Below are 19,860 nucleotides of genomic sequence, written 5' to 3' on the forward strand. Positions count from 1 at the left end.
TGCTGCAGATGATTGAAATAAATAAATTTAAAAGCATAATCAACAAAGGTGGCTTGGCAGCTTCTGAAGCCACCAACCAACTAGTAGGCAGTTTGCTTGCCGGAGATAAAAAAAAGCATCCTCCGGTGCTCTGGCTGGGTACCAATACCTGTGCGGGGGACAGCATATCTTTTTTAAATTCTCTCGACCCGGGATACCGGGCGATTATTACGGACTTAATTGATTTTCGTTATAACCATTTTGTCATGTCCGCCGAGGGGGATATGGCTACGGGTGTACTGCAGGATATCCTGGCTAAGTTTGCGGGCGAATACATATTAATTGTGGAAGGTACCGTGCCAACCCGATCCAATGGGCTTTATTGTGTGCTCGGTCAACGCAGCGGGGAGCCATATACCGCCCTGGCGGCGGTGCGGGAACTGGGCATGGCGGCGGGACATGTGGTGGCAGTAGGCACCTGCGCCGCCTTTGGGGGGCCTTATGCCGCTCAACCCAACCCTTCGGGGGGTAAAAGTGTTCAAGAAGTATTAAACCGTAAGGTTATTAATGTGCCGGGTTGTCCGGTAAACCCGGGCTGGATTGTTGGTACCCTGGCCCACCTGGTGTGGTATGGTGAGCCTGAGCTGGATAAGTATAACCGCCCCACGTTGTTTTACGGGGAAACCATTCACAACTTGTGCCAGCGCCGGCATTATTTCGACAGCGGTATATTTGCCAGCCAACCGGGGGAGCCCTGGTGCATGTACAAGGTTGGCTGCAAAGGCCCGGTAACCTTTGCGGACTGTCCGTACCGCCAGTGGAACGGGGAGCATATCAACTGGCCCGTTAAGGCCAATACCCCATGCATAGGTTGTGTAAGCCCCGAGTTTCCGGAGCACACTATGCCCTTCTTTGAACACCTGCCGGATATTCATTTGCCCGGCATTACCGTGAACGCCAATCGCATTGGAGCTGTCACAGGTACGCTGACAGCTTTGGGTATCGGCAGTCATTTGGCGGTCAGCATTATCAAGGGGCGGTTGCCCAAGACTGTCAAAATAGGTTTGGCTCCTTCCAAACCGGGTCTGGAGGTGTTGCAGACCACACCGGTGCAAGTGTTGGTGGATAGTATAAAAAAAAAGCTGAAGAAAAAGCACTAATGATTCAATGTTTTTTGAAGCTAAGACGATAATTGAAATGGTTAATACAGCTGTATTCATTGCACCAAGTTTTCTCCTCATATAAGGAGTGCCGGACATTTGAAAAAGATTACTATTAACCCGGTGACCCGGGCCAACAGTCCCTTTATGGTGGAAGCTGTGATATCTCAAGGAAAAGTGGTGGAAGCCAGGTGCAGCGTGCAGTTTTTCCGGGGCTTTGAACTGATCTTGCGGGATCGGGACCCCAGGGACGCCAGTTATCTTACCGAGCGGGTGTGCGGTATCTGCTCGTCCGCCCACGGCACGGCGGCGGCTTATGCTCTGGAGGACGCCGCCGGGGTGCGTCCGCCCCATAACGGTAATGTATTGCGCAATTTAATACTGGGTGCGGATCTGCTGCAAAACCATATTCGACATTTTTATTTGTTAAGCTTGCCCGATTACGTGCGGGGACCCGATATGCATCCTTTTGTGCCCGGTTACAGCAAGGACTTCAGGCTTGCGGGGCGGGACAACGAGGCTATGCTGCAAAATTATTATGAAGCACTGGAGATGGCCCGATTGGCTCATGAAATGGTGGCTCTGTTCGGTGCTAAAGCGCCTTTTCCCCACAGTATTCTGGCTGGAGGCAGCACTGTGGCACCTACGGCGGATGTAGTGCTGAATTTTCGTTCAAAATTAAAAAAAATTAATGATTTTATTGCTAACCGGATGATTGTTGATGTTCACACCCTGGCCGAGGTCTATGCCGATTACTATACAATCGGCGGACGTACTGCCGACATGCTTGTATTTGGCATTTTCCCCCGGGATCAAGATGATCGTGCAAGGTATTTCTCTTGCGGGGCGCTGCTGGAAGGGCAGGTGCATCAAGTAAACGCGCAGGCTATCAATGAGGATCTAAGTCACGCCTGGTATGAGCATAGCACCGCGGCTAACGATGGGGGAATAGGCGCCGAAAAGATCCCTAATAATAAAGGTATGCTCAATGAACAAACGGCACCCAATCGTGAGAAGAAAGGGGCCTATTCCTGGGTAAAAGCGCCCCGTTACAACGGCCGGGCGGTGGAGGGAGGCCCCCTGGCCCGGCTCTGGATAAGCGGTGACTATCGACATGGTGTATCTACAATGGATCGGATAATGGCCCGGGTGCTGGAGACCCAAAAGGTGGGGCAATTAATGGCGGGGTGGCTGGAGGAACTGCGCCCTGGGGAACCGGTATACAAACCATTTAAAGTGCCCCATGAGGCAATCGGAGTGGGATTGACCGGCGCTATGCGCGGCCCGCTGGGACACTGGCTGCGTATTGAAAAGGGGCGCATTGCCGATTACCGAATCATCACTCCCACAGCGTGGAATATGTCCCCCCGGGATGCGGAAGGACAGCCCGGGCCGATGGAACAGTCTCTTTTGAACACTCCGGTGGCGGATGAAAACGAGCCCATAGAAATCAGCCGGGTGGTGCGTTCTTTCGACCCCTGCTCGGCCTGTGCCACCCATGTGATAGCACCGGGCAAATCATTGCGGGAATTTATAATATCTGTGTGATCCGGCTGCAGACATAAAGCAGCGCCGAGGAACCTTATCTATAAGGGATCTCAGGCGCTGTTGTTCTTTGCGGGCTAAACCGCCGAGTTGGATATAGTCACTACCATGTTGACTTCGTTTTGAGCTCCGGCCCGGTTAAATAAATCTCTTAAACCGGCCCATACTTCCTCATCCGTACCCTGTAGCCGGGTAGACATGGAACCCACCTGGGTCTGTAAGTCATGCTGTCTCAGTGTGTCCAGTGAACTGTTGATAATCCGGCTGGCGTTAGTGGTTTTCTGCGGGTAGAGAGACACTTCAGCGGTTAACATTGCTTTCCCTCCGTTTAGAATATATTTCTTAGAGACTATATAAAGCTATACCCCGGTATGCTGCAAATTATTTGATTAAATTCCAGGACTCCTACTTCTACTTCTATAAGTGGGAGTCCCTTCAATTGGGGTAGAATCCCTATCTGAAGCCCCGATGTTCAGCTTTAGCTGAACGAGTACATTTGGTAGAATTTCCACAACTTATTTTTAAGTCCTCCTGCCATACTATATATGAATCTGGCTTGCTCGAACCAGTAAGCTTGGTTTAGCTAATCTTTAACTTTAACACACGGGTACCGGGGGGAGGAGGTAAATGAAATATTTATCTAAATCGGTATTAACAGCAATAGCCGTTTTGTTTATTCTTGGCAGCTTGGATTATAAACAAAATAGACAACAAAAACCAATCCCTCAAAGCAATCTTCCTATAGCACAACAGCCCGTTCAGCCGGGTGAAGGTAAACAAAAGGCTTCCCCGGCCCCCGAAGATGCCGAGTCCGGGCATGTTATATTTGAGAATGACAGGGTAACGGTCTGCCGTTTAAGCCATGCATCCGATATTATTAATAGGCTGACGGGACAAACTATAAGAGTAAACCATGTCGGTGCGGTATACAATATTTGTGGCAAGCTGGCCGGTGCGACCCCATTGGTGGGGTATGCTATAGCGGAGGGTATTAAGCTGGTTGGCAGTGACCAAATAACCGTCATTGGCATTGAGCCGGCGTTTGAAGTGCTGGCTGTCTATCCCAATCCCCGCACTGGACGGGATAGGATTATTATCAATAAGGGAACCAATACTTTATATTTATACAAAAAGGGCGAGCTGTATAAAAGTTATCCGGTAGCTACCGGAAAAGATCCGCTTTATACACCTGAGGGTGTTTTTAAAATAGCTAATAAGATTGAGGACCACGGCCGGGAGTTAAAGCCACAGTTGGGTGAACGCTGGATGGGCCTTGCCGTGCCTTTTGCACAGGATAACCGGGCCGAAAAAGACGCCAGGGCACCGGTGGGCAGCAAGTACGGCATTCATGGCACCGATGATCCGGAATCCATTGGTAAGAAAGCTTCGGGTGGGTGCATCAGGATGGACAATGGGCAGATTGCCGAGCTTTTTAAGCTGGTTGAGGTAAATACAACCGTGGAGATCAGGCAGCATTAGGTATATAGACTGGATAAAAAATCAGGTCCGTCCGCTGCGCGGCTGTTTATTTTGTCAATCTCAGGCAAACAAGTTTAAACCGAAAGGAGTGCAAGCCCGGTTATAGGGATATTGATTTTTTATTCCCAGTTTAACCGGCTGCTTATAAGCAGCCGGCAAATCATGTTAAATGGCCGGGATAGCAAATGGACGATAAGACAATTATAGCTAAATTAAACTGGTTTTACAGCCTGGAGCTGAACCAGGTGGATTTATACACAGCCCAGGCCCATGCGGTGGAGGACATTTACCTGGCGAAAACATTTGCCCGCATAGCAATGATTGAGCAGCAGCACGTGGATAACTTGGCCGAGGAGATTAAAAGAAGAGGGGAAATGCCCACCAGTCTGGGGGATGTTATTTCACCCCTGCTTGGAAAAGCCGCCGGTACATTAAGTGGCCTGCTGGGACCCAAAATGATGTTTAAAATGGATATCACCTTGGAGGAGAAGGCCATGCAGGATTATAAAAATATGATCATGCATGTAGGAAACGACAAGCACCTGTTCGATGTCTTATGGGATAATCTGATTGACGAGGATCTGCATACCGCCTGGTTTGCCAATAAATTAAAGGAGTTTGAAGATTAAAAGCCCGGTTAAGAAAAGGTTTAGGTGCGATTAAATCACCAACTATGCTAAAATACAGGGCACATAATAGATCATAGTGGAGCGATGGGTATGAAATTTACTAATAATCTATTAGGATTAAGAATAAAGGCTGTTAATACCCTCCGTCACAACCGGATTACCAGGGCTTTGCACTGGGTGCTGGCACCGTCTTTCTTTTTGCTGGCGGCCAGTGGTTTTTATATTCATAAACCCGGAGGTGTCCGTTGCTTTCGCAGTATGGATGCCGCTAGGAAAGTGCATTTTGCCGCCCAGTATTTCTTTGGCTTTTATTTTTTATCCCGGGCATATTATGCCGTGGTCAGTCGTGACTATCGGAAGCTTTTCCCCGGCTCCGATGATATAGCTACAGCTTCCGGGTTTGCCGCTTATGAATTGTTTTTAAAGAAAAAAGAGCCCAAGTATCCCAAATATAATCCCGGGCAAAAGCTGCTGTTTTCTCAAATGGCCATATTATTTATAACACAGCTGTTTACCGGGGCCGCTCTTTATTCCTCGGGCAAACTGCAGGTATTAACCCGCTTTTTCGGAGGGCTGCATAATACCCGCCTGGTGCACTACTTGGCTGCGGTGGCCTTAACCGGCACGGTTTCGGGACATATGTATTTTGCCTTTACCGACAGTCTGGAAAAACTTAAGTCAATTATTACAGGTTATTTTAGACCTAAATAACAATTTGTGGTGGTGACTGAAGTAGAGCAAATTGCCGTGGTGGGTCTGGGTAATCCATTAATGCGGGATGATGGTATCGGACCCCGGGTGGTGCGGGAGTTGCAAAAAAACGGTGTTCCGCCGGGTGTGCGGGCTGTTGAAGCAGGAGGCGGCATGTGGGGGTATTGGTGCTTACTGCAAAAATGTCGGCAGGTGATTGCTGTAGACAGTATGCAGGGGGGCGGACCGCCGGGGGCCGTTTATCTGGTGACATTGGAGCAGCTAAGCACAAGAGAGGACGGACGGAAAGCGGGGCCGGGGGGGTGGATAAACCACGACCCGCATTTTTTGGATGTGCTGCAGCTGGCTGCCCATTACGGGATAAAGCCGCAAGTGACCATCATTGGAGTGGAGCCCAAAGAAATTGGCTTTTCCCTGGAATTATCGCCGGAAATTGAGACCAGGCTGCCTGAGGTGCTCAAGATTGTACGGGAACAGTGTCGGAAGCGTTTGCATTAAACTGTTTTTTCGCTAGAGAGCGAAGACCCCCTTCTTTTGGAAGAGAAGGGGGTTCTAAATTAAGCAAACTGTTCCGGCGGGAATTTCTTGCAGCTTGTTTTTAAACCATAGCCAGCCTTTAGCTTGGCTGCGGCAGTATCTTGACGGGCTGGCGATGAATATCTTGTCGTATTGGTTTTCTACGCTCATTTCTTTTATTTTATCATCTTGATCCCGGCTGGTAACAATTATATGTGGCTCCATGCCGGCTTCTTGGAATTTGGGGATAATTTCGCTATCCAGTACTTTATTCCTTAGCCTTTCGGCAACCATTTTATATTCGAAGTCCGGCATCCAGAAGCAAAGACCGGGAACATCGGGGTACATTTGGTTGCACGGGGGATTGACGTATAAAACATCCAGTTGGGCATCCTCTACTTTGGACAGCCAAATCGCTTTATTAAGTGCTTGCGTTGAGTATTCGGCGCCGTTTATGGCCAGTAACATTCTAGTCATTTATATATACCTCCTTGTAATTGATAGACGAGTGTTATTCATTTATCATGTTGCGGCCGGCTTTGCTGGATAGCCGTGTTTGCCTGCCGTCTTTGGCCGGGCCCCTGTTGGTTGTTTTGCCTTCCCGGTAAGCACATGATATGCCTTTGCCTTCCGTTGTTCAACGAGTTATGGCTGTTTTAACTTTTTTGCAGTTTATCCGGCAAATTGGGTATGTCGAAAGTTTCACTTGAAGAATTGGTATGGACATAACAGATTAGTACGTTAAAATGACCGTTTATTTGCATTGTTACTGTTTCCGCAATGTTCTCCATGTTTTGACCGTATCTCCTTTTTTGTGTGGTATTTTGATTTGGTTTACATTAATGGTCATGTGTCTGATAAATTGTTTGCCGTTAAGTTTTTAAGTGGCTGCAGTAATTATGATGGCTGGCTATAACGGTTTTATAGGCTATAATAATAGGGAAAGATTTGATCAGGAGAGTTTAAACTGCTGATTAGCCGACCGGATATTTTTGATGGGAGTATATTAAGGGGGGACTAATAGTTAACAAATGGAATTATCGAAAAGATTAACTGCGGTGGCCCGGCACGTGCCGGCCGGTGCGGCGGTAGCGGATATTGGCACGGACCACGCCTATTTGCCGGTTTATCTGGTTCGTCAGGGTATATCCCGCCGGGTGGTAGCCGGTGACATAAATCGGGGACCGTTTGACGGGGCTTTAATCACCGTGCGGGCCAGCGGATTGGAGAATTATATCGACTTGCGTATGGGGGACGGTCTTAACATATTAAAGCCCGGCGAGGTAAATGTGTTGGTGATTGCCGGAATGGGCGGCAAAACAGTTTGTGCCGTTTTTGAACAGGGCCGGGCCGTTATGCGGCAGCTGCAGCGGCTGGTTATTCAGCCTATGCGGGATATAGCCTTGGTTCGCCGGTGGCTGATGGATAACGGCTGGCGGTTGGCAGATGAAGATATGGTTTATGAAGACGGACACTATTATGTGATTTTAGTGGCCGAGCCGGGCACGGAGAAGGTTATGGACAGCTTTGCCCTGGAGGTCGGGCCGTGCTTGTTGGAAAAAAGGAACGTTGTTCTGCGAGAATTTTTAAAAAGACGGTCGGTGGAAATTAATTCTATATTGGCGGCAATAACCCGTGCCCAAAGTGCTGGTGCAATTGAACGGGCCGAGTTTTTAAAACAAGAGGCGGAAAAAATAGAGGAGGTGCTGGCAAATTGGTAGACCGGACAAAGATAGTGCGAGGCAAAGATCTGGTACACATTATGGAGCGGCTGGCCCCGCCGGGATTGGCTGAAGAATGGGACAACAGCGGCTGGCAGGTGGGTGATCCTGATGCAGTTGTACAAAAGGTGCTGCTGGCTTTGGATGTAACCCCGGAGGTGGTGGGGGAGGCCGAGCAGCAAGATGTCCAGTTAATCATCAGCCACCATCCCATGCTTCTCAAGGGGATAAAAGCGGTGCGCCGGGATCACCCGGCGGGCAGTTTGTTCTTCCGTCTGATTCGGGCCGGCATTGGGGTTTATGCCGCCCATACTACCCTGGACAGTGCGGACGGCGGGGTCAACGATGTGCTGGCCGGGGTACTGGGGTTGGAGCAAACCGAGGTGCTGCACCCGGTACAATACGAACGGCTGCTTAAGCTGGTGGTATTTGTGCCCGTCACCCATGCCGATGCTGTGCGGGAAGCCCTGGGCCGGGCGGGAGCGGGCTATATCGGTCATTACAGCCGCTGCTCCTTTAATGTGAGGGGTACGGGCACATTTTGCCCGGATGAGGGGACAACCCCGTTTATTGGTGTTGCGGGACGGCTGGAGCAGGTGGAAGAGGTGCGCATAGAAACCATCATTAAAGAAAAAGCAACTAGCCGGGTGGTGCAAGCCATGCTGGATGTACATCCATATGAGGAAGTGGCCTATGATTTATACCCTTTGGAAAACAAAGGGGTGGCCCGGGGGTTGGGCCGGTTGGGCCGGCTGCCCCGGGTGGCTGTGCTGGGCGATTTTGCCCGTACAGTCCAAAAAGTGCTGCAAGCGGGCTGCCTGCGCTACGGTGGAGCTCCCGGCACTAAAGTACGGAGGATAGCGGTTTGCGGTGGGTCCGGCGGCGATATGTGGTCCCTGGCCCGGCAAAAGGGCGCCGACGTGCTGGTTACCGGAGACGTGCGCTACCATGCCGCGCGGGACATGCTGGCGGCGGGTATATGCTTTATCGACGCCGGTCATTTTGCCACCGAGCGGGCGGTGCTGCCCGCGCTGCGCGAGCAGCTTACTGCAGCTTTGGCCGAGGCCGAGCTGGCGGTACATATAGATATAGCCACAACTGAGGCCGAGCCTTGGGCTGGGTTATAGCAGTAAATTGCCAATCTTAGCGCTAAGAACCTGCGCATTAGGCTTGGTGATGCTTAACTGGTCGGGCGGGTTATGGAAGCTATCGGGTAAGGTTTATATTATAATGAAAAATAAGCGGTTACTGACTTAAGTACGGCGAAAATGTGCAATTTCTGGTTTATGAGGCGTTTGCTCTTCATTCCACTGCCTAATTTCAAACCAAGCCTCTTTATCCAATAAGGTCAGCATTGTCCGCGGATCAACTTTCCAGCTTGATTTTTTTCTGTTTTTCATACTAATGGTCATATTCTTTATATACTCCTTGTCTGAATTCTTGTAAACTACTCCGACATTTACTTTAAAGCTATTCCTTCCTTGATTCTCAATACTATTTATCCTGGCGGCTTCTATATCCTGAAGATTTTTAAGCAATTGTGTTGCGTATTGGGAATCATCGTCAATTAATCTCTTGGCGAGGCTCGTTTCACCCTGATTGACAGCGGCGAAGAATACCTCAATAATATCCTGAGGTCCCAGTGACCGTAACTGCTCGCTTACCCTGTTCGCCGCTTTCCACACCATTATCTGGTGGTCCATATTTATTGCCCCGGTTCCGTGGGTTTTACTGTCCTTGAAATGAATGCAAAAATGCCCGTTAAAATTATTACCCCGAACGGCGCCCGCACCATGAGGCATTCCATGCATGGAGGCGGCTATCTTGCGCCCGTTAGCCAGCTCAATTATGACGGCCCTGCGCTTCCAACTCCATTTTCCGTTGTATACCGCTTTCATTATAGCGGTATCCTCGGCTGTAAGCGGCTGGACATCGGCATGGTACTGTCCGGCCCTTCTTTGTACGTAAAATTGAAGTTTCGTTTCAAAGTCTATAACTTTAGCCTTGGCATATCTGGGAAATAATTTATCTGTTTCATCCCAGCTTAAAAATTCCCCATATAATAATGGTCTTTCTTTTTTCATTTCAGGCTTGGGCACTTCCTTATTGCTTCTGTTTAACAAGGCTATTTTACATAATTGAGGGGCTAACAAAAATAATAATACAATAAATACTATTATAGAATATTTTCTATAGTTATAACCTTTCACGCGAACACCTTCTTCTCCCTAGCTTTATGTATATGAGGAAGTAATTAACCTATTACCCTGTTTTGTTATAGGATAACCTTTGACCTGCAAGGGATAATAAAATCGGTGATATATAAGGGGAGGTAGCAATGTGAGGCAGGCTGGAATAATAATCATACTTGTTGCAGTCTTGCTGGGAGTTCCACCAATTTACAGGTGTTGTACAACTGCAATGAAAGATGCTGCTTTAATACCGGCGGACTTTAGTGCTTTATGGGTGACAGCGGCTAAAACTTATCTTTATGGTGAAGCTAATCTTGGTAATAAAGACATTCGGTTGGAACTTGGGGGTTACGGGGAATCTCAGGCCGGCTCGGAAGATTACAATATTTTTAAAAAATTTTCGGGTATGGAGAGATCGTATGAGGGTCCTCTGCCCTGGGAAAAGGATCCCCAATTCCTTTCAGCTATCAAGAAATATAACACTCCCGTGCTGATGGCTGCGTATAAAGCTTCTCTGCCGGATCCGATAAAGGCGGAAGGTTATAATATTGGGCTGGCGGCGGAGCAATTGGCTGGACAGGTAGTACAGCCGGGCGAAATTTTTTCCCAAAACAAATCTATCGGGCCGTACACTGAGTATCGTGGCTATCAAGCCGGCCCTACATATGCGGGTAATCAACTTGTTACCACCGTGGGGGGCGGGGTGTGCAAAATTGCCTCCATGCTGTATAACGTGGTAACTTTCAGCGATTTAAAGGTTATCATGCGCGACTCTCATTCCATGACCGTTCCTTATGTTCCGCCGGGTCAGGATGCTACTGTATATTACGGGGCCAGAGATTTTCGTTTTATGAATAATACCCAGGGCCCGGTGGTCATATGGTCTCAGAAGGTTGACTGTACACTTTATATGGCTCTGTACGGTTGTCAGAAACCGCCCAAGGTTACCTGGCATCATGTAATTAAAAAAAGAATAAAATACTGGACGGAATACCGCTATAACCCCAACCTGCCGCCCGGTGGGGAAAAAGTGACGGCACCGGGCCAAGACGGCTATGTAGTAAGGTCGTGGGTGACCGTGGAAACACCCGATGGTATGGTTACTTCCAAAAAAAAGGGCACCAGCTGGTATAACGCCAGCCCGCGCGTTATTGAGCGCGGGCCGCGTAAACCGCAGTAAAAGGTTTAATTTGTCAAAATTCCAATACTCTTACTTCTATAAGTGGGAGTTCCCATGTTTACTTCAGGTGGGGTAGAATTCCTATCTGAAACCCCGATGTTCAGCTTTAAGCTAAACGAGTTCACCTGACCACCCGCAGCGTGTAGACATTTAGGTCGCTGCACCCCTGAAAATGCACGCCCAGATTTCGTTTGGCGGTGAGGTAGTCTATAATCTCGCCGCTCACTCTTTCGCCGGGACAAAGTACCGGTATACCCGGAGGATAGCAAGCTACAGCTTCGGTGCTTATTCTGCCCACAGCCTCGTTCAGGGGTAAGGTGAGGGTAGGTGCTCCAAAAGCCTCCCGGGGTGAAATAACCAGTTCAGGTATCTCGGGCATAATATTTCCTTCTCTTAGAGCACGGGAGTGATATGATCTGATCGGGTTTTGGTCGATGTATTTTCTCATTTCATGTAATGCTTTGAGGAAATGTTGGGTGTCGGTACGGCTGTTCCCAAATCCGATAATTAACAGTAAATTAAATATATCCGACATCTCTATCTGGATATGGTGCTTTTCTCTGAGCCAACGTTCCGCCCAGAGCCCGGTAACTCCCAATCCCTTGACTGAAATAGTTATCTTTGTCGGGTCAAGGCCCCAAACCCCCTTTTGGCCTACAATATCAGGCCCCAAAACCGAAAAGCCTGTCATTCCAACGATTTCTTGCCTCAGGTAGTCAGATAGTTCCAAGGCGATTTGAATCAACTGTTTGCCACGGGCTGCTATTTGTGCTCTGGCCGCATCAAGGGAGGCCAATAGCAGGTAAGATGTGCTGGTGCTTTGGAGAAGCCTTAAGCAGGCTTCAAGTTTATACTTATCAATTATATTTCCCTTGATATGTAACATGGAAGCCTGGGTGAAAGCGGCCAGGATCTTATGGATTCCTTGAACAGAGGCATCCGCCCCCTCCTCCAGGGCAGTCCGGGGCAAAGCCTCATGAAAATGCAGGTGCGGGCCGTGCGCCTCATCAATCAGCAATGGAATATTACGGGCGTGAACAATTGCAGCAATCCGCGCAACATTTGAGGTAATACCGTGGTAGGTGGGGCTGACTAGAATAACAGCCTTAACTTCAGGGTGACAATCCAGGCTTCCGGCGATTGTTTCCGGGGAAGCTCCCAGGAAAAGACCATAGCCGTCATCGTATTCCGGTTTAAAGTACACCGGAACGGCACCGCTCAAAATTATCCCGCTTAAAATAGATCGGTGCATGTTGCGGGGCACTAAAATCCGATCACCCTGGTTGCATACCGCCATTATCAGGGCCTGCAGCCCACATGAACTGCCGTTGACAAGAAAATAGGAATGATCGGCGCCGAAAGCTGCCGCAGCCATTTCCTGAGCTTCTTTAATAACACCGTGGGTTTGGTGCAGATCATCGAGACCGGGAACATTGGTAACATCTGCTGCAAAAACCCGGCTTCCTAAAAGGTCATTCAATAAACTATCGGCAAGTTGTCTTCCCTTGTGGCCCGGCATATGGAATCTGATTACCTTGTCATTGATGTATCTCTTAAGTGCATCAATGATCGGTGCATTTTGCTGATTAGACACTAACAATTCACCTCGCATTTTAACGTTACCTTTTTGTTATGTCGGGACAGGATAACATGCCACGTTTAAATCCGAGGTAATAATTTACAGCAGATCAAAACTGATAAAAACCAGGCCAATACTAATAAAAGCAGCTCCAATGAGCTGAAAGTTTGTAATCATTTCACCGAAAAAGCAGTAACTTAATAGCATGGTAACAATGGGAGAACAAGATAAAATCAGCGTTACATCGTTAATGTTACCTCTTTTTAGAGCAGCAAAATAAGCCAGGTCACCCAACAATGTTGCCAGAATGGCCTCAATACCTATAAATACCCAGAATATCGGAGGCACTTGGAGGAACTGATGAAAGCCCCGGGAGCCGATTAACCAGCCCATCACCAGGGTAGCCGCAAAAATGGTGCGTAATGAAAGGGCGGTAACCGGGTTTACGTTGTACAAACCCAGTTTGCCGAACAATGGAGCCAGCCCCCAGCATAACATTCCTAAAATAGCATAAAGGATAGTCATTGGAACACCTTCTTCGGGTTGAGTAAGTAATTTCCAACAGTTATTCTTTATGCTTAATACTCTTGTAAAAGAATAGTTGAGTAAAAAAAACTTAAAGCTAAAAGTCTATGCTTGTTTCATTTTTGCCGCCGTAGACGGCAAAAAAACGGTCCGGGCAATAAAGGAAATGATGCCGGTAATGGACGCCAGAGGATTGAGTTTGTTTACCGGTCTGAATTGGTATATTAATACCGATCTCCGGGGGAATAATATAAAAAATAGCAATGATGGAGGTCCAATTATGCTCCAACAACAACCAAAACTATTGCAAATTGTCAGGCCCACGGAAGGCGGCATCGGAAGGCATGTTATAACTTTGGTAAATGGGCTAAAGGAAGAATTTGATGTTACGATAGCCTGTCCACAAAAAAGTGCCTTGGAAGATAAGCTTGTTTCAGAAAATATAAAAGTATTGCCGCTGCCTTTAACCGGAGTGGTTTCTCTGAAAGAAGACTATGCATCATTTAACCTTCTTCGCAAATTTATGCGCGGGGAACAGGTTCACCTGGTACACGCCCACGGGGCCAAAGCCGCCCTTGTTAGCAGGCCGGCGGCTCTTTGGGCGGGAGTGCCCGCCATATATACGGTACATAACTCTATTCATAATGAGCATTGGCCCGCTTGGAAAAATAATATCGCGGCTGTTATAGAATGTGCCCTTGCGTGGTCTACCGATTGCATCATAACTGTTTCGAACGCTCTAGGTGACGAAATTAAATATAAACAAAAAATTCCTCATTCCAAAATTAAAGTTATCCATAATGGAATCAATCTAAATAAATTTAATATTAGTCATATCCAACATGGTTCTAAAGAAAAGTGGCATATCCCCCCGGATCGAACTGTAATAGGAACTGTGGCCAGAATGGCTCCACAGAAGGGGCTCTCTGTGCTGATAAAAGCTGCGGAACAGCTTATTGAAAGATATAACGTACATTTTTTAATAGTCGGCGACGGACCTTTAAGGGGAAAACTTGAAGAAACAATACGGCTGTCATCAATTAATGATTACTTTACTTTTACCGGTATGATTAACGATATCACTCCTGCGTATTCTACAATGGATATATTTGTACTGCCGTCGATAACAGAGGGTTTACCCCTTACTATATTGGAGGCAATGGCCTTTTCTTTGCCCGTTGTGGCTACATCTGTCGGAGGGGTGCCGGAGATTATTAAACATGGTGAATGCGGTTTCTTGGTTTCACCTGGTGACCACAAGGAATTGTCCTCTAAAATAGCTTGCCTCCTTGACTGCCCAAGCTTGAGAAATGAGTTTGGATACAGGGGCAAACAAAGAGTATATGATGAATTTGATGCATCAAAAATGATTCAAGAAACAATAAATGTTTATTGCCGGCTATTAAAAGAACCAATGCTTAGAACTCATTTAGAATGTGGAGCTAACCCTAATTAAATATAAATAATCGCAATGTTCCGCGGGGAGCTTATAATTTTTGGGGAAAGAAGGAGAATCGACTTGTTTTAATTAATAAATAAGACGATAGTAAATGTGCGAGCGGGGTAGGTTTACCGGTTGTGCTTTGTATAGAAGGGCGGCGAGATATATTGCGTTTAACTGATCAGGTAACCGTGCTGGGCAACCGGCACTTTCGCATTTACGCCGTGGGCGATAATCCCGCGTTACTGCTGGAGGGTGCGGTCAGTGCCGTGGTGCCCACCGTGGCGGGGCAGATGCAAAATGATGTTGTGGCACCGTCAATCAGTCATTTGGTTATTATGCATGCTCATTTTGACCATGTATGCGGAATACCCGGGTTGCGGCAGCTATTTCCCGGTGTGCGTGTGGCTGCGTCGGCCCGGGCCCGGGATGTGCTGCAGCGTTCCAAAGTGGTGAAGCATTTCTTTGCCGAGGACGCCGCTATGACCCAAGTGCTGCGCAGTGAAGGCCTTTTAACAGGAACGCCCGGCACTGCCGCCGCAACCATTGATGTTGACGATGTTATAGAGGATGGGGTGTGCTGGAATCCGGCTCCCGGGGTGAGTCTGCAATTCTATCATGCTCCGGGGCATAGTCCCTGCAGTATTGTGGCCTATCTGTCCGAAAGGGAAGTGCTGTTCAGCTCGGATTGCGCTGGTTTTCCCATTAATGATAAACACTTGTTTCCCATATTTTTTGAAAGTTATGAAAAATATGTTGACACCATCAATAGACTGGCGGATTTACCGGTAGAAATATTGGCCGGTGCGCATGAGCAAATTATACAAGGGCGAAACCAGGTCAGGGAGTTTTGGGAGCTTGCCCGCACCGAGGCGGAAAGGGTACGGGAAAAGATTATCGGCCTGCTGCAAAAGGGGCTTGACGAGCAGACGGTTGCTGATAAGTTGTTTGCATATTATTATACAGGCAACCTGCGCATTTACTCGGAGCGGAATATTCGGCTTTGTTGCTCTTTGCTGCTCAGACGGGTCATGGAAACCACCGGGTAGTATTGGTCAACAGTCCGGTCGGGTATTTGCCGGCCGGCTAGCTAAATATTGACAATAAAAGACCAGGTCTGTAGAGTTATAATAAAAGAGGTGTTAGAGCCTGTTTTTATAAAAAATTTACGGAGCTGCTTATGAACGAATATAAGATTAGTCAAAAACTAAACAGTGATAAAACGGATATAATGGGTAAAAATAATTACTTAATATCGGAGGTGTTGCTGCCGCTGGTTGAGACCACCGGTGGTTTGGAGATATTATTTGAGGTACGTTCCAAGCACTTAAGCAGGCAGCCCGGAGAGATTTGCTTTCCCGGAGGCCGGGTAGAGGAAGATGAACTCGGCCGGCCAGGCTCCGCTGCGCAGCGGGAGGCTGCGGAGGAACTGGGATTGCCCACCGATGACATAACGTTGCTCGGTTCTCTGGATGTGCTGGTTACCCCCATGGGGGCACTGGTTTATCCATTTGCAGGGCGCATACTTTCCCCGGGTAGTATTGTGCTGAACCGGGGAGAGGTAGATAAAATTTTTACGGTGCCTTTAGCCTTTTTACAGTCCAACCGTCCCCAGGTGAGCAACGTGGAGGTGGCCACTCGCTACGGTGATGATTTCCCGCTGCACCGGGTGCCGGAAATATACAGGGGCGGCTGGACAAAACGCTGGTCTTTTCCTACCTATATTTACGAGTACAAAGATTATTTTATCTGGGGTATGACGGCCATTATATTACATCATTTTTTAACCGCTATCGGAAAAGAACAGTCGCAGATTTTCTTAAATCCACGAACGTAATTTATACTTATCCAGTATGGTTACCTGTCCTTTTTTAACGTCAATAGCCTTTTGGCGTTTGAAGTCATTAATGATACGGTTGGCGGTTTCCCGGGAGGTGCCGATTAAACTGGCCAGATCCTGATTGGTCAGTGAAATGTCAATTACTATACCCCGGTCGGTTTTAGTGCCTTGCTCGCCGGCCAGGAAAAGCAGCATGCTGGCGGCGCGGCGGGTGGTATCCATTAAAGCCAGCTCAATTAGCTGATTCTGAGATATGCGCAGGCGTCTGGCCATAATTTTTAATAATCCCAGGGCTATGTCGGGGTGAGTGCCAATGAATCTTTCCATATCGGTGTTTCTGATAAGACCCACGGTACAGTCTTCGATTACTTCGGCTGTTGCCGGGTAGGTGCCGTCGTCAAATAAAACCACTTCCGCAAACACTTCCCCGGGGTTGATAAAGTGTAATATATGCTCTCGCCCGTCTTTAGTGCGCTTGGTCACCTTGACCCGGCCTGATTTAACAAAAAATACTGCCTCTCCGGGCTCGTCCTCCATAAAAATAATCCGGCCTTTTTGATAGCTGCGCTCCAATATGAACTTTTCTATTTCCTCCAGCTGCTGCCGCTCCAGCAGTGTAAACAATGGTATTTTCTTTAATATTTCTAAATTTCCCGCCATAGAGAAACGCTCCTTGTTAAATTCTAAGTACTCCATTATTATAACATGTCCCAATGGTGTGGCGGGTAAGAAAAAAGCCGGATTTATTATCCGGCCCTGACCAGGCTAAAAAATTCGTCGCCCAATTTGGTAGCGCTGCAAATTTTACTTTTACCCTCGGTGGATATCTCTACCAGACCCAGGGCATACAGCTGCATGATAATATGATCCAGCACTGCTCTTTTAACGCGGGCCGACAGCGAAAGGTCCTCTTTATTCATATTTCCCTGCTCCAGCAGCGCCTGCAATACTCTCTCCGCTTCCTCCGGCAGTCTATCATTGGCTTTGCGCAGAAAATCAGCCAGGCTTGTTGTAGTTAGCATATAATTCCTTAACCTCCTGTTTAACTAGTTTTATTTAGATATAGTATGTGCACTTTTTGCTTGATTAATAAGTCAAAAAAGCCCGGTCGAAAAAAAATTCGACCGGGCCTTGAATTTTTAGAACCTAATCTATGCTGTCCGCAATCAATTCACTTATATCTTTGACGGCCATCTTTTCGTCCTTGTCAATATTTTTCAGGCTGTCTTCCAGCATAACAATGCAATATGGGCAGGCGGTGACTACGTAATCAGCTTCCTTGTCCATCGCTTCCTTGGCTTTGACATCCGAGAAACGCATGCCGGCTTCGGTTTCCATCCAGATACGGGCCCCGCCGCCGCTACAGCACATGCTGTCGTCTTTGGTTTTATCAAACTCTATAAACTTAAGATCCGGAATAGAGGTTATTATTTCTCGCGGTGCTTCAAATACTTTACTGTGCCTGCCCAGGTAGCAGGGCTCGTGGTAAATGACTTTTTTGTCCAGTCCTTTAGCGGGTTTGATTTTACCTTCCTTGAGCAGCTGGGCGTACAGCTCGGTGTAGTGAATTACTTCAAACTCGCCGCCAAATTCGGGATATTCATTTTTAAATGTCCAGTAGCAGTGCGGCGAGGTGGTAACAATTTTCTTGACTCCCTTGCTGTTGAACAGCTCAATGTTGGATTCAGCCAAGTTGGTAAATTCCTCTTCGGCACCGATTTTACGCACTGCTTCACCACAGCATTTTTCTTCATTACCAATTATGCCGAAACTGACGCCTGCTTTTTGCAGGGTGGCGGCGATGGCGCGGGCTATTTTCTGGCTGCGGCCGTCAAAGGCCGAAGTACAGCAGACAAACAACAGGTATTCCTGCTCACCGTTAAAAGTAGGAATATCCAGTCCCTGTGTCCAGGCGGTTCGTTTTTCACTGTCCTGGGACCAGGGATTACTGTTGCTGTTAATACTGCCCAGCACGGCTTTCAGGTTTTTGGGAATGCCACCGGTTTCACAAAGTACGGAGCGCATAGCACGGACAACATTAATAATGTTTACGCCGCGGGGACAGCGTACTACGCATTGCCCGCAGGTAGTGCAAGCAAAAAGAATATCGTCGCTTTCATAACCGTCGAGACCCAGCCGACCCATGTAAATCATCTGGCGGATGCTGAACGGGCTTTCCTTTTCCATCCTGCCCCAGGGGCAGGAGCCGCTGCATAAGCCGCATTGTTTACAAAGGGTAATATCTTGGCCGCCCATTTCAAGGACAACTTCTCTAACCTCATCAAAATAATTAACCGCTTCTGACATGATACTCCTCCTCTTCCCTTGCCAGCTTTAAATAAGGTTTTTATATATGGCCCGAAATTTTTACCTAAAACTTCGTCGATTTTGGCATGAAATCCTGCCTGTAAAATAAAAAGTTGCATAAATTTCTAAAGATAAAAATATAAAAATAAAACCATTTTTAGTATCTGATGGGCATGACCGAAATTGTCTTTTAATAAAAGTATATTGCTTTGCTATAATTAATCGTTTTATAAAAGGGAAAAGTGCGCAAGTGCAGAAATAAATATAGTAGAAGAGGTGATAAATCATGCGGCAAAAAAAAGAGAAAACTAAAAAAATAGCTATCTTGGGAGGACCCGGCACCGGTAAAACTACGCTTTGTAAACAGTTGGATGTGGAATACAGCTTGGCCGGGTATATTAGCGACGTGTGTCTGGAATATGCCCGTACTTATATTGCCCGCTATGGTATTCCCGCATCTATCTTTGAACAATTTTTGCTTTATGAGGGCCAGAAACGCCGGGAAAATGAACTTAAGCACTGTGATATCATTTTTTGCGATAACGCAACCATTCTTAATTATGTTTACGGTTTACTCAGCTGTGATTTTAAGAATCCCAAGGAAATGTATGCTTTGATGAAACTTTTTGAGTGGGCTATGAAAGATCTGCCGGGTTATGAGGTGTTTTATATTCCTCGGGAGTTTGCCTGTGAAAAAGACGGTATTCGCTATCAAGATGATGATTTTGCTGTAATAGTGGATCAAAAGATTAAAAACTTTTTAGACATTATGAATGTGCCTTATGTGGAAATAACCGGGGATTTGCCCGCCAGGGTGGAGAAGATGAAGCAGATTATTGGTTTTGAGCAAAAAAGACAGCCAGTGACCTTTATGTGTGACATTGATACTCAAAAGGTATTGGAGAACGATTAAGAAACTAACCTTTTGATATGTTATAACCGGAGAAATCCGGTTGTTTCTTTTTTTAGCAGGAAAAATAATCAGGAAGTAGAATTTTCAGTTAACTGCCATTTAATCTGTGATTTAACTTTCCAAGCTGAATTCGAAAAATAAGG

21 protein-coding genes are annotated in these 19,860 nt (G+C 47.2%); 13 read left to right on the forward strand and 8 right to left on the reverse strand.

Features of this window, described 5'->3' with window-relative positions; all coding sequences use genetic code 11:
• Positions 1 to 8 precede the first annotated feature (8 nt).
• Together ABDB91_RS05780 and ABDB91_RS05785 are read left to right on the forward strand one after the other, a co-directional pair.
• Positions 9 to 1,139, forward strand: coding sequence for a hydrogenase small subunit (locus ABDB91_RS05780; protein WP_347490663.1), 1,131 nt, complete (start codon positions 9 to 11; stop codon positions 1,137 to 1,139).
• Between the two features lie 99 nt (positions 1,140 to 1,238).
• The gene (locus ABDB91_RS05785) at positions 1,239 to 2,687 is read left to right on the forward strand and encodes a nickel-dependent hydrogenase large subunit (protein WP_347490664.1); all 1,449 of its coding nucleotides are present in this window, start codon (positions 1,239 to 1,241) and stop codon (positions 2,685 to 2,687) included.
• Between the two features lie 74 nt (positions 2,688 to 2,761).
• Here the strand turns inward: ABDB91_RS05785 and ABDB91_RS05790 are convergent, their stop codons facing one another.
• The gene (locus ABDB91_RS05790) at positions 2,762 to 2,998 is read right to left on the reverse strand and encodes a YkoF family thiamine/hydroxymethylpyrimidine-binding protein (RefSeq protein ID WP_347490665.1); all 237 of its coding nucleotides are present in this window, start codon (positions 2,996 to 2,998) and stop codon (positions 2,762 to 2,764) included.
• Positions 2,999 to 3,311: 313 nt separating this feature from the next.
• Between ABDB91_RS05790 and ABDB91_RS05795 the strand changes: the two genes are divergently transcribed.
• The 4 genes from ABDB91_RS05795 to ABDB91_RS05810 all read left to right on the forward strand — a co-directional run bounded on the left by ABDB91_RS05795 (position 3,312) and on the right by ABDB91_RS05810 (position 6,001).
• On the forward strand, positions 3,312 to 4,163 hold the full coding sequence (locus tag ABDB91_RS05795) for a L,D-transpeptidase (protein ID WP_347490666.1): 852 nt from the start codon (positions 3,312 to 3,314) through the stop codon (positions 4,161 to 4,163).
• A gap of 185 nt (positions 4,164 to 4,348) precedes the next feature.
• Positions 4,349 to 4,792 carry a ferritin-like domain-containing protein gene (locus ABDB91_RS05800; RefSeq protein WP_347490667.1) on the forward strand — a complete coding sequence of 148 codons (444 nt, stop codon included), beginning with the start codon at positions 4,349 to 4,351 and terminating at the stop codon, positions 4,790 to 4,792.
• Positions 4,793 to 4,882: 90 nt separating this feature from the next.
• Positions 4,883 to 5,503, forward strand: a complete 621-nt coding sequence (locus ABDB91_RS05805; RefSeq protein WP_347490668.1) for a cytochrome b/b6 domain-containing protein — start codon at positions 4,883 to 4,885, stop codon at positions 5,501 to 5,503.
• Positions 5,504 to 5,515: 12 nt separating this feature from the next.
• On the forward strand, positions 5,516 to 6,001 hold the full coding sequence (locus ABDB91_RS05810) for a hydrogenase maturation protease (RefSeq protein ID WP_347490669.1): 486 nt from the start codon (positions 5,516 to 5,518) through the stop codon (positions 5,999 to 6,001).
• A 54-nt stretch (positions 6,002 to 6,055) separates the two neighbouring features.
• On the opposite strand, the gene ABDB91_RS05815 is transcribed toward ABDB91_RS05810, so the two are convergent.
• A complete protein-coding gene (locus ABDB91_RS05815) occupies positions 6,056 to 6,496 on the reverse strand; it encodes a universal stress protein (RefSeq protein WP_347490670.1) in 441 nt (146 codons plus the stop codon).
• A 554-nt stretch (positions 6,497 to 7,050) separates the two neighbouring features.
• Here ABDB91_RS05815 and ABDB91_RS05820 point away from each other — a divergent pair.
• Together ABDB91_RS05820 and ABDB91_RS05825 are read left to right on the forward strand one after the other, a co-directional pair.
• Complete coding sequence (locus ABDB91_RS05820; protein WP_347490671.1) at positions 7,051 to 7,740, forward strand: class I SAM-dependent methyltransferase; 690 nt, start codon at positions 7,051 to 7,053, stop codon at positions 7,738 to 7,740.
• Positions 7,734 to 8,867 carry a Nif3-like dinuclear metal center hexameric protein gene (locus ABDB91_RS05825; RefSeq protein ID WP_347490672.1) on the forward strand — a complete coding sequence of 378 codons (1,134 nt, stop codon included), beginning with the start codon at positions 7,734 to 7,736 and terminating at the stop codon, positions 8,865 to 8,867. The genes ABDB91_RS05820 and ABDB91_RS05825 overlap by 7 nt, the downstream gene beginning before the upstream one ends.
• Positions 8,868 to 8,993: 126 nt before the next feature.
• Here ABDB91_RS05825 and ABDB91_RS05830 read toward each other — a convergent pair whose 3' ends face one another.
• Positions 8,994 to 9,950 (reverse strand): hypothetical protein, encoded by a 957-nt coding sequence (locus ABDB91_RS05830; protein ID WP_347490673.1) that lies wholly within the window; start codon positions 9,948 to 9,950, stop codon positions 8,994 to 8,996.
• A 130-nt stretch (positions 9,951 to 10,080) separates the two neighbouring features.
• Between ABDB91_RS05830 and ABDB91_RS05835 the strand changes: the two genes are divergently transcribed.
• A complete protein-coding gene (locus ABDB91_RS05835; protein WP_347490674.1) occupies positions 10,081 to 11,112 on the forward strand; it encodes a VanW family protein in 1,032 nt (343 codons plus the stop codon).
• 121 nt (positions 11,113 to 11,233) lie between these two features.
• On the opposite strand, the gene ABDB91_RS05840 is transcribed toward ABDB91_RS05835, so the two are convergent.
• Both ABDB91_RS05840 and ABDB91_RS05845 read right to left on the reverse strand, forming a co-directional pair.
• Positions 11,234 to 12,706: an aminotransferase class I/II-fold pyridoxal phosphate-dependent enzyme gene (locus ABDB91_RS05840; protein WP_347490675.1), complete on the reverse strand. Its 1,473-nt coding sequence runs from the start codon at positions 12,704 to 12,706 to the stop codon at positions 11,234 to 11,236.
• 84 nt (positions 12,707 to 12,790) lie between these two features.
• Entirely contained in the window at positions 12,791 to 13,216 is a 426-nt protein-coding gene (locus ABDB91_RS05845; RefSeq protein WP_347490676.1) for an EamA family transporter, read from the reverse strand.
• A 280-nt stretch (positions 13,217 to 13,496) separates the two neighbouring features.
• Here ABDB91_RS05845 and ABDB91_RS05850 point away from each other — a divergent pair, with 280 nt between their 5' ends.
• The 3 genes from ABDB91_RS05850 to ABDB91_RS05860 all read left to right on the forward strand — a co-directional run bounded on the left by ABDB91_RS05850 (position 13,497) and on the right by ABDB91_RS05860 (position 16,494).
• Positions 13,497 to 14,672: a glycosyltransferase family 4 protein gene (locus ABDB91_RS05850; protein WP_347490677.1), complete on the forward strand. Its 1,176-nt coding sequence runs from the start codon at positions 13,497 to 13,499 to the stop codon at positions 14,670 to 14,672.
• A 152-nt stretch (positions 14,673 to 14,824) separates the two neighbouring features.
• Positions 14,825 to 15,706 carry an MBL fold metallo-hydrolase gene (locus ABDB91_RS05855; protein WP_347490678.1) on the forward strand — a complete coding sequence of 294 codons (882 nt, stop codon included), beginning with the start codon at positions 14,825 to 14,827 and terminating at the stop codon, positions 15,704 to 15,706.
• A 131-nt stretch (positions 15,707 to 15,837) separates the two neighbouring features.
• Positions 15,838 to 16,494: a CoA pyrophosphatase gene (locus ABDB91_RS05860; protein ID WP_347490679.1), complete on the forward strand. Its 657-nt coding sequence runs from the start codon at positions 15,838 to 15,840 to the stop codon at positions 16,492 to 16,494.
• Here the strand turns inward: ABDB91_RS05860 and ABDB91_RS05865 are convergent.
• From ABDB91_RS05865 to ABDB91_RS05875, 3 genes are all read right to left on the reverse strand, one after another.
• Entirely contained in the window at positions 16,477 to 17,157 is a 681-nt protein-coding gene (locus tag ABDB91_RS05865) for a Crp/Fnr family transcriptional regulator (protein WP_347490680.1), read from the reverse strand. The genes ABDB91_RS05860 and ABDB91_RS05865 overlap by 18 nt on opposite strands.
• Positions 17,158 to 17,243: 86 nt before the next feature.
• Complete coding sequence (locus ABDB91_RS05870; RefSeq protein WP_347490681.1) at positions 17,244 to 17,519, reverse strand: transcriptional regulator; 276 nt, start codon at positions 17,517 to 17,519, stop codon at positions 17,244 to 17,246.
• Between the two features lie 124 nt (positions 17,520 to 17,643).
• Positions 17,644 to 18,804 (reverse strand): (Fe-S)-binding protein, encoded by a 1,161-nt coding sequence (locus tag ABDB91_RS05875; protein WP_347490682.1) that lies wholly within the window; start codon positions 18,802 to 18,804, stop codon positions 17,644 to 17,646.
• Positions 18,805 to 19,090: 286 nt separating this feature from the next.
• Between ABDB91_RS05875 and ABDB91_RS05880 the strand changes: the two genes are divergently transcribed.
• On the forward strand, positions 19,091 to 19,717 hold the full coding sequence (locus ABDB91_RS05880; protein WP_347490683.1) for an ATP-binding protein: 627 nt from the start codon (positions 19,091 to 19,093) through the stop codon (positions 19,715 to 19,717).
• Positions 19,718 to 19,860 lie beyond the last annotated feature (143 nt).

Origin of the sequence: Desulfoscipio sp. XC116, from assembly GCF_039851975.1 — a bacterium.
In the GTDB taxonomy this organism is placed as follows: Bacteria; Bacillota; Desulfotomaculia; order Desulfotomaculales; family Desulfallaceae; genus Sporotomaculum.

Bases quoted from the DNA above. Each gene is read 5' to 3' on its own strand.
- ABDB91_RS05780 (WP_347490663.1), top strand. From the start codon at position 9: ATGATTGAAATAAATAAATTTAAAAGCATAATCAACAAAGGTGGCTTG.
- ABDB91_RS05790 (WP_347490665.1), bottom strand. From the start codon at position 2,998: ATGTTAACCGCTGAAGTGTCTCTCTACCCGCAGAAAACCACTAACGCC.
- ABDB91_RS05795 (WP_347490666.1), top strand. From the start codon at position 3,312: ATGAAATATTTATCTAAATCGGTATTAACAGCAATAGCCGTTTTGTTT.
- ABDB91_RS05800 (WP_347490667.1), top strand. From the start codon at position 4,349: ATGGACGATAAGACAATTATAGCTAAATTAAACTGGTTTTACAGCCTG.
- ABDB91_RS05805 (WP_347490668.1), top strand. From the start codon at position 4,883: ATGAAATTTACTAATAATCTATTAGGATTAAGAATAAAGGCTGTTAAT.
- ABDB91_RS05815 (WP_347490670.1), bottom strand. From the start codon at position 6,496: ATGACTAGAATGTTACTGGCCATAAACGGCGCCGAATACTCAACGCAA.
- ABDB91_RS05820 (WP_347490671.1), top strand. From the start codon at position 7,051: ATGGAATTATCGAAAAGATTAACTGCGGTGGCCCGGCACGTGCCGGCC.
- ABDB91_RS05845 (WP_347490676.1), bottom strand. From the start codon at position 13,216: ATGACTATCCTTTATGCTATTTTAGGAATGTTATGCTGGGGGCTGGCT.
- ABDB91_RS05850 (WP_347490677.1), top strand. From the start codon at position 13,497: ATGCTCCAACAACAACCAAAACTATTGCAAATTGTCAGGCCCACGGAA.
- ABDB91_RS05860 (WP_347490679.1), top strand. From the start codon at position 15,838: ATGAACGAATATAAGATTAGTCAAAAACTAAACAGTGATAAAACGGAT.
- ABDB91_RS05865 (WP_347490680.1), bottom strand. From the start codon at position 17,157: ATGGCGGGAAATTTAGAAATATTAAAGAAAATACCATTGTTTACACTG.
- ABDB91_RS05870 (WP_347490681.1), bottom strand. From the start codon at position 17,519: ATGCTAACTACAACAAGCCTGGCTGATTTTCTGCGCAAAGCCAATGAT.
- ABDB91_RS05875 (WP_347490682.1), bottom strand. From the start codon at position 18,804: ATGTCAGAAGCGGTTAATTATTTTGATGAGGTTAGAGAAGTTGTCCTT.
- ABDB91_RS05880 (WP_347490683.1), top strand. From the start codon at position 19,091: ATGCGGCAAAAAAAAGAGAAAACTAAAAAAATAGCTATCTTGGGAGGA.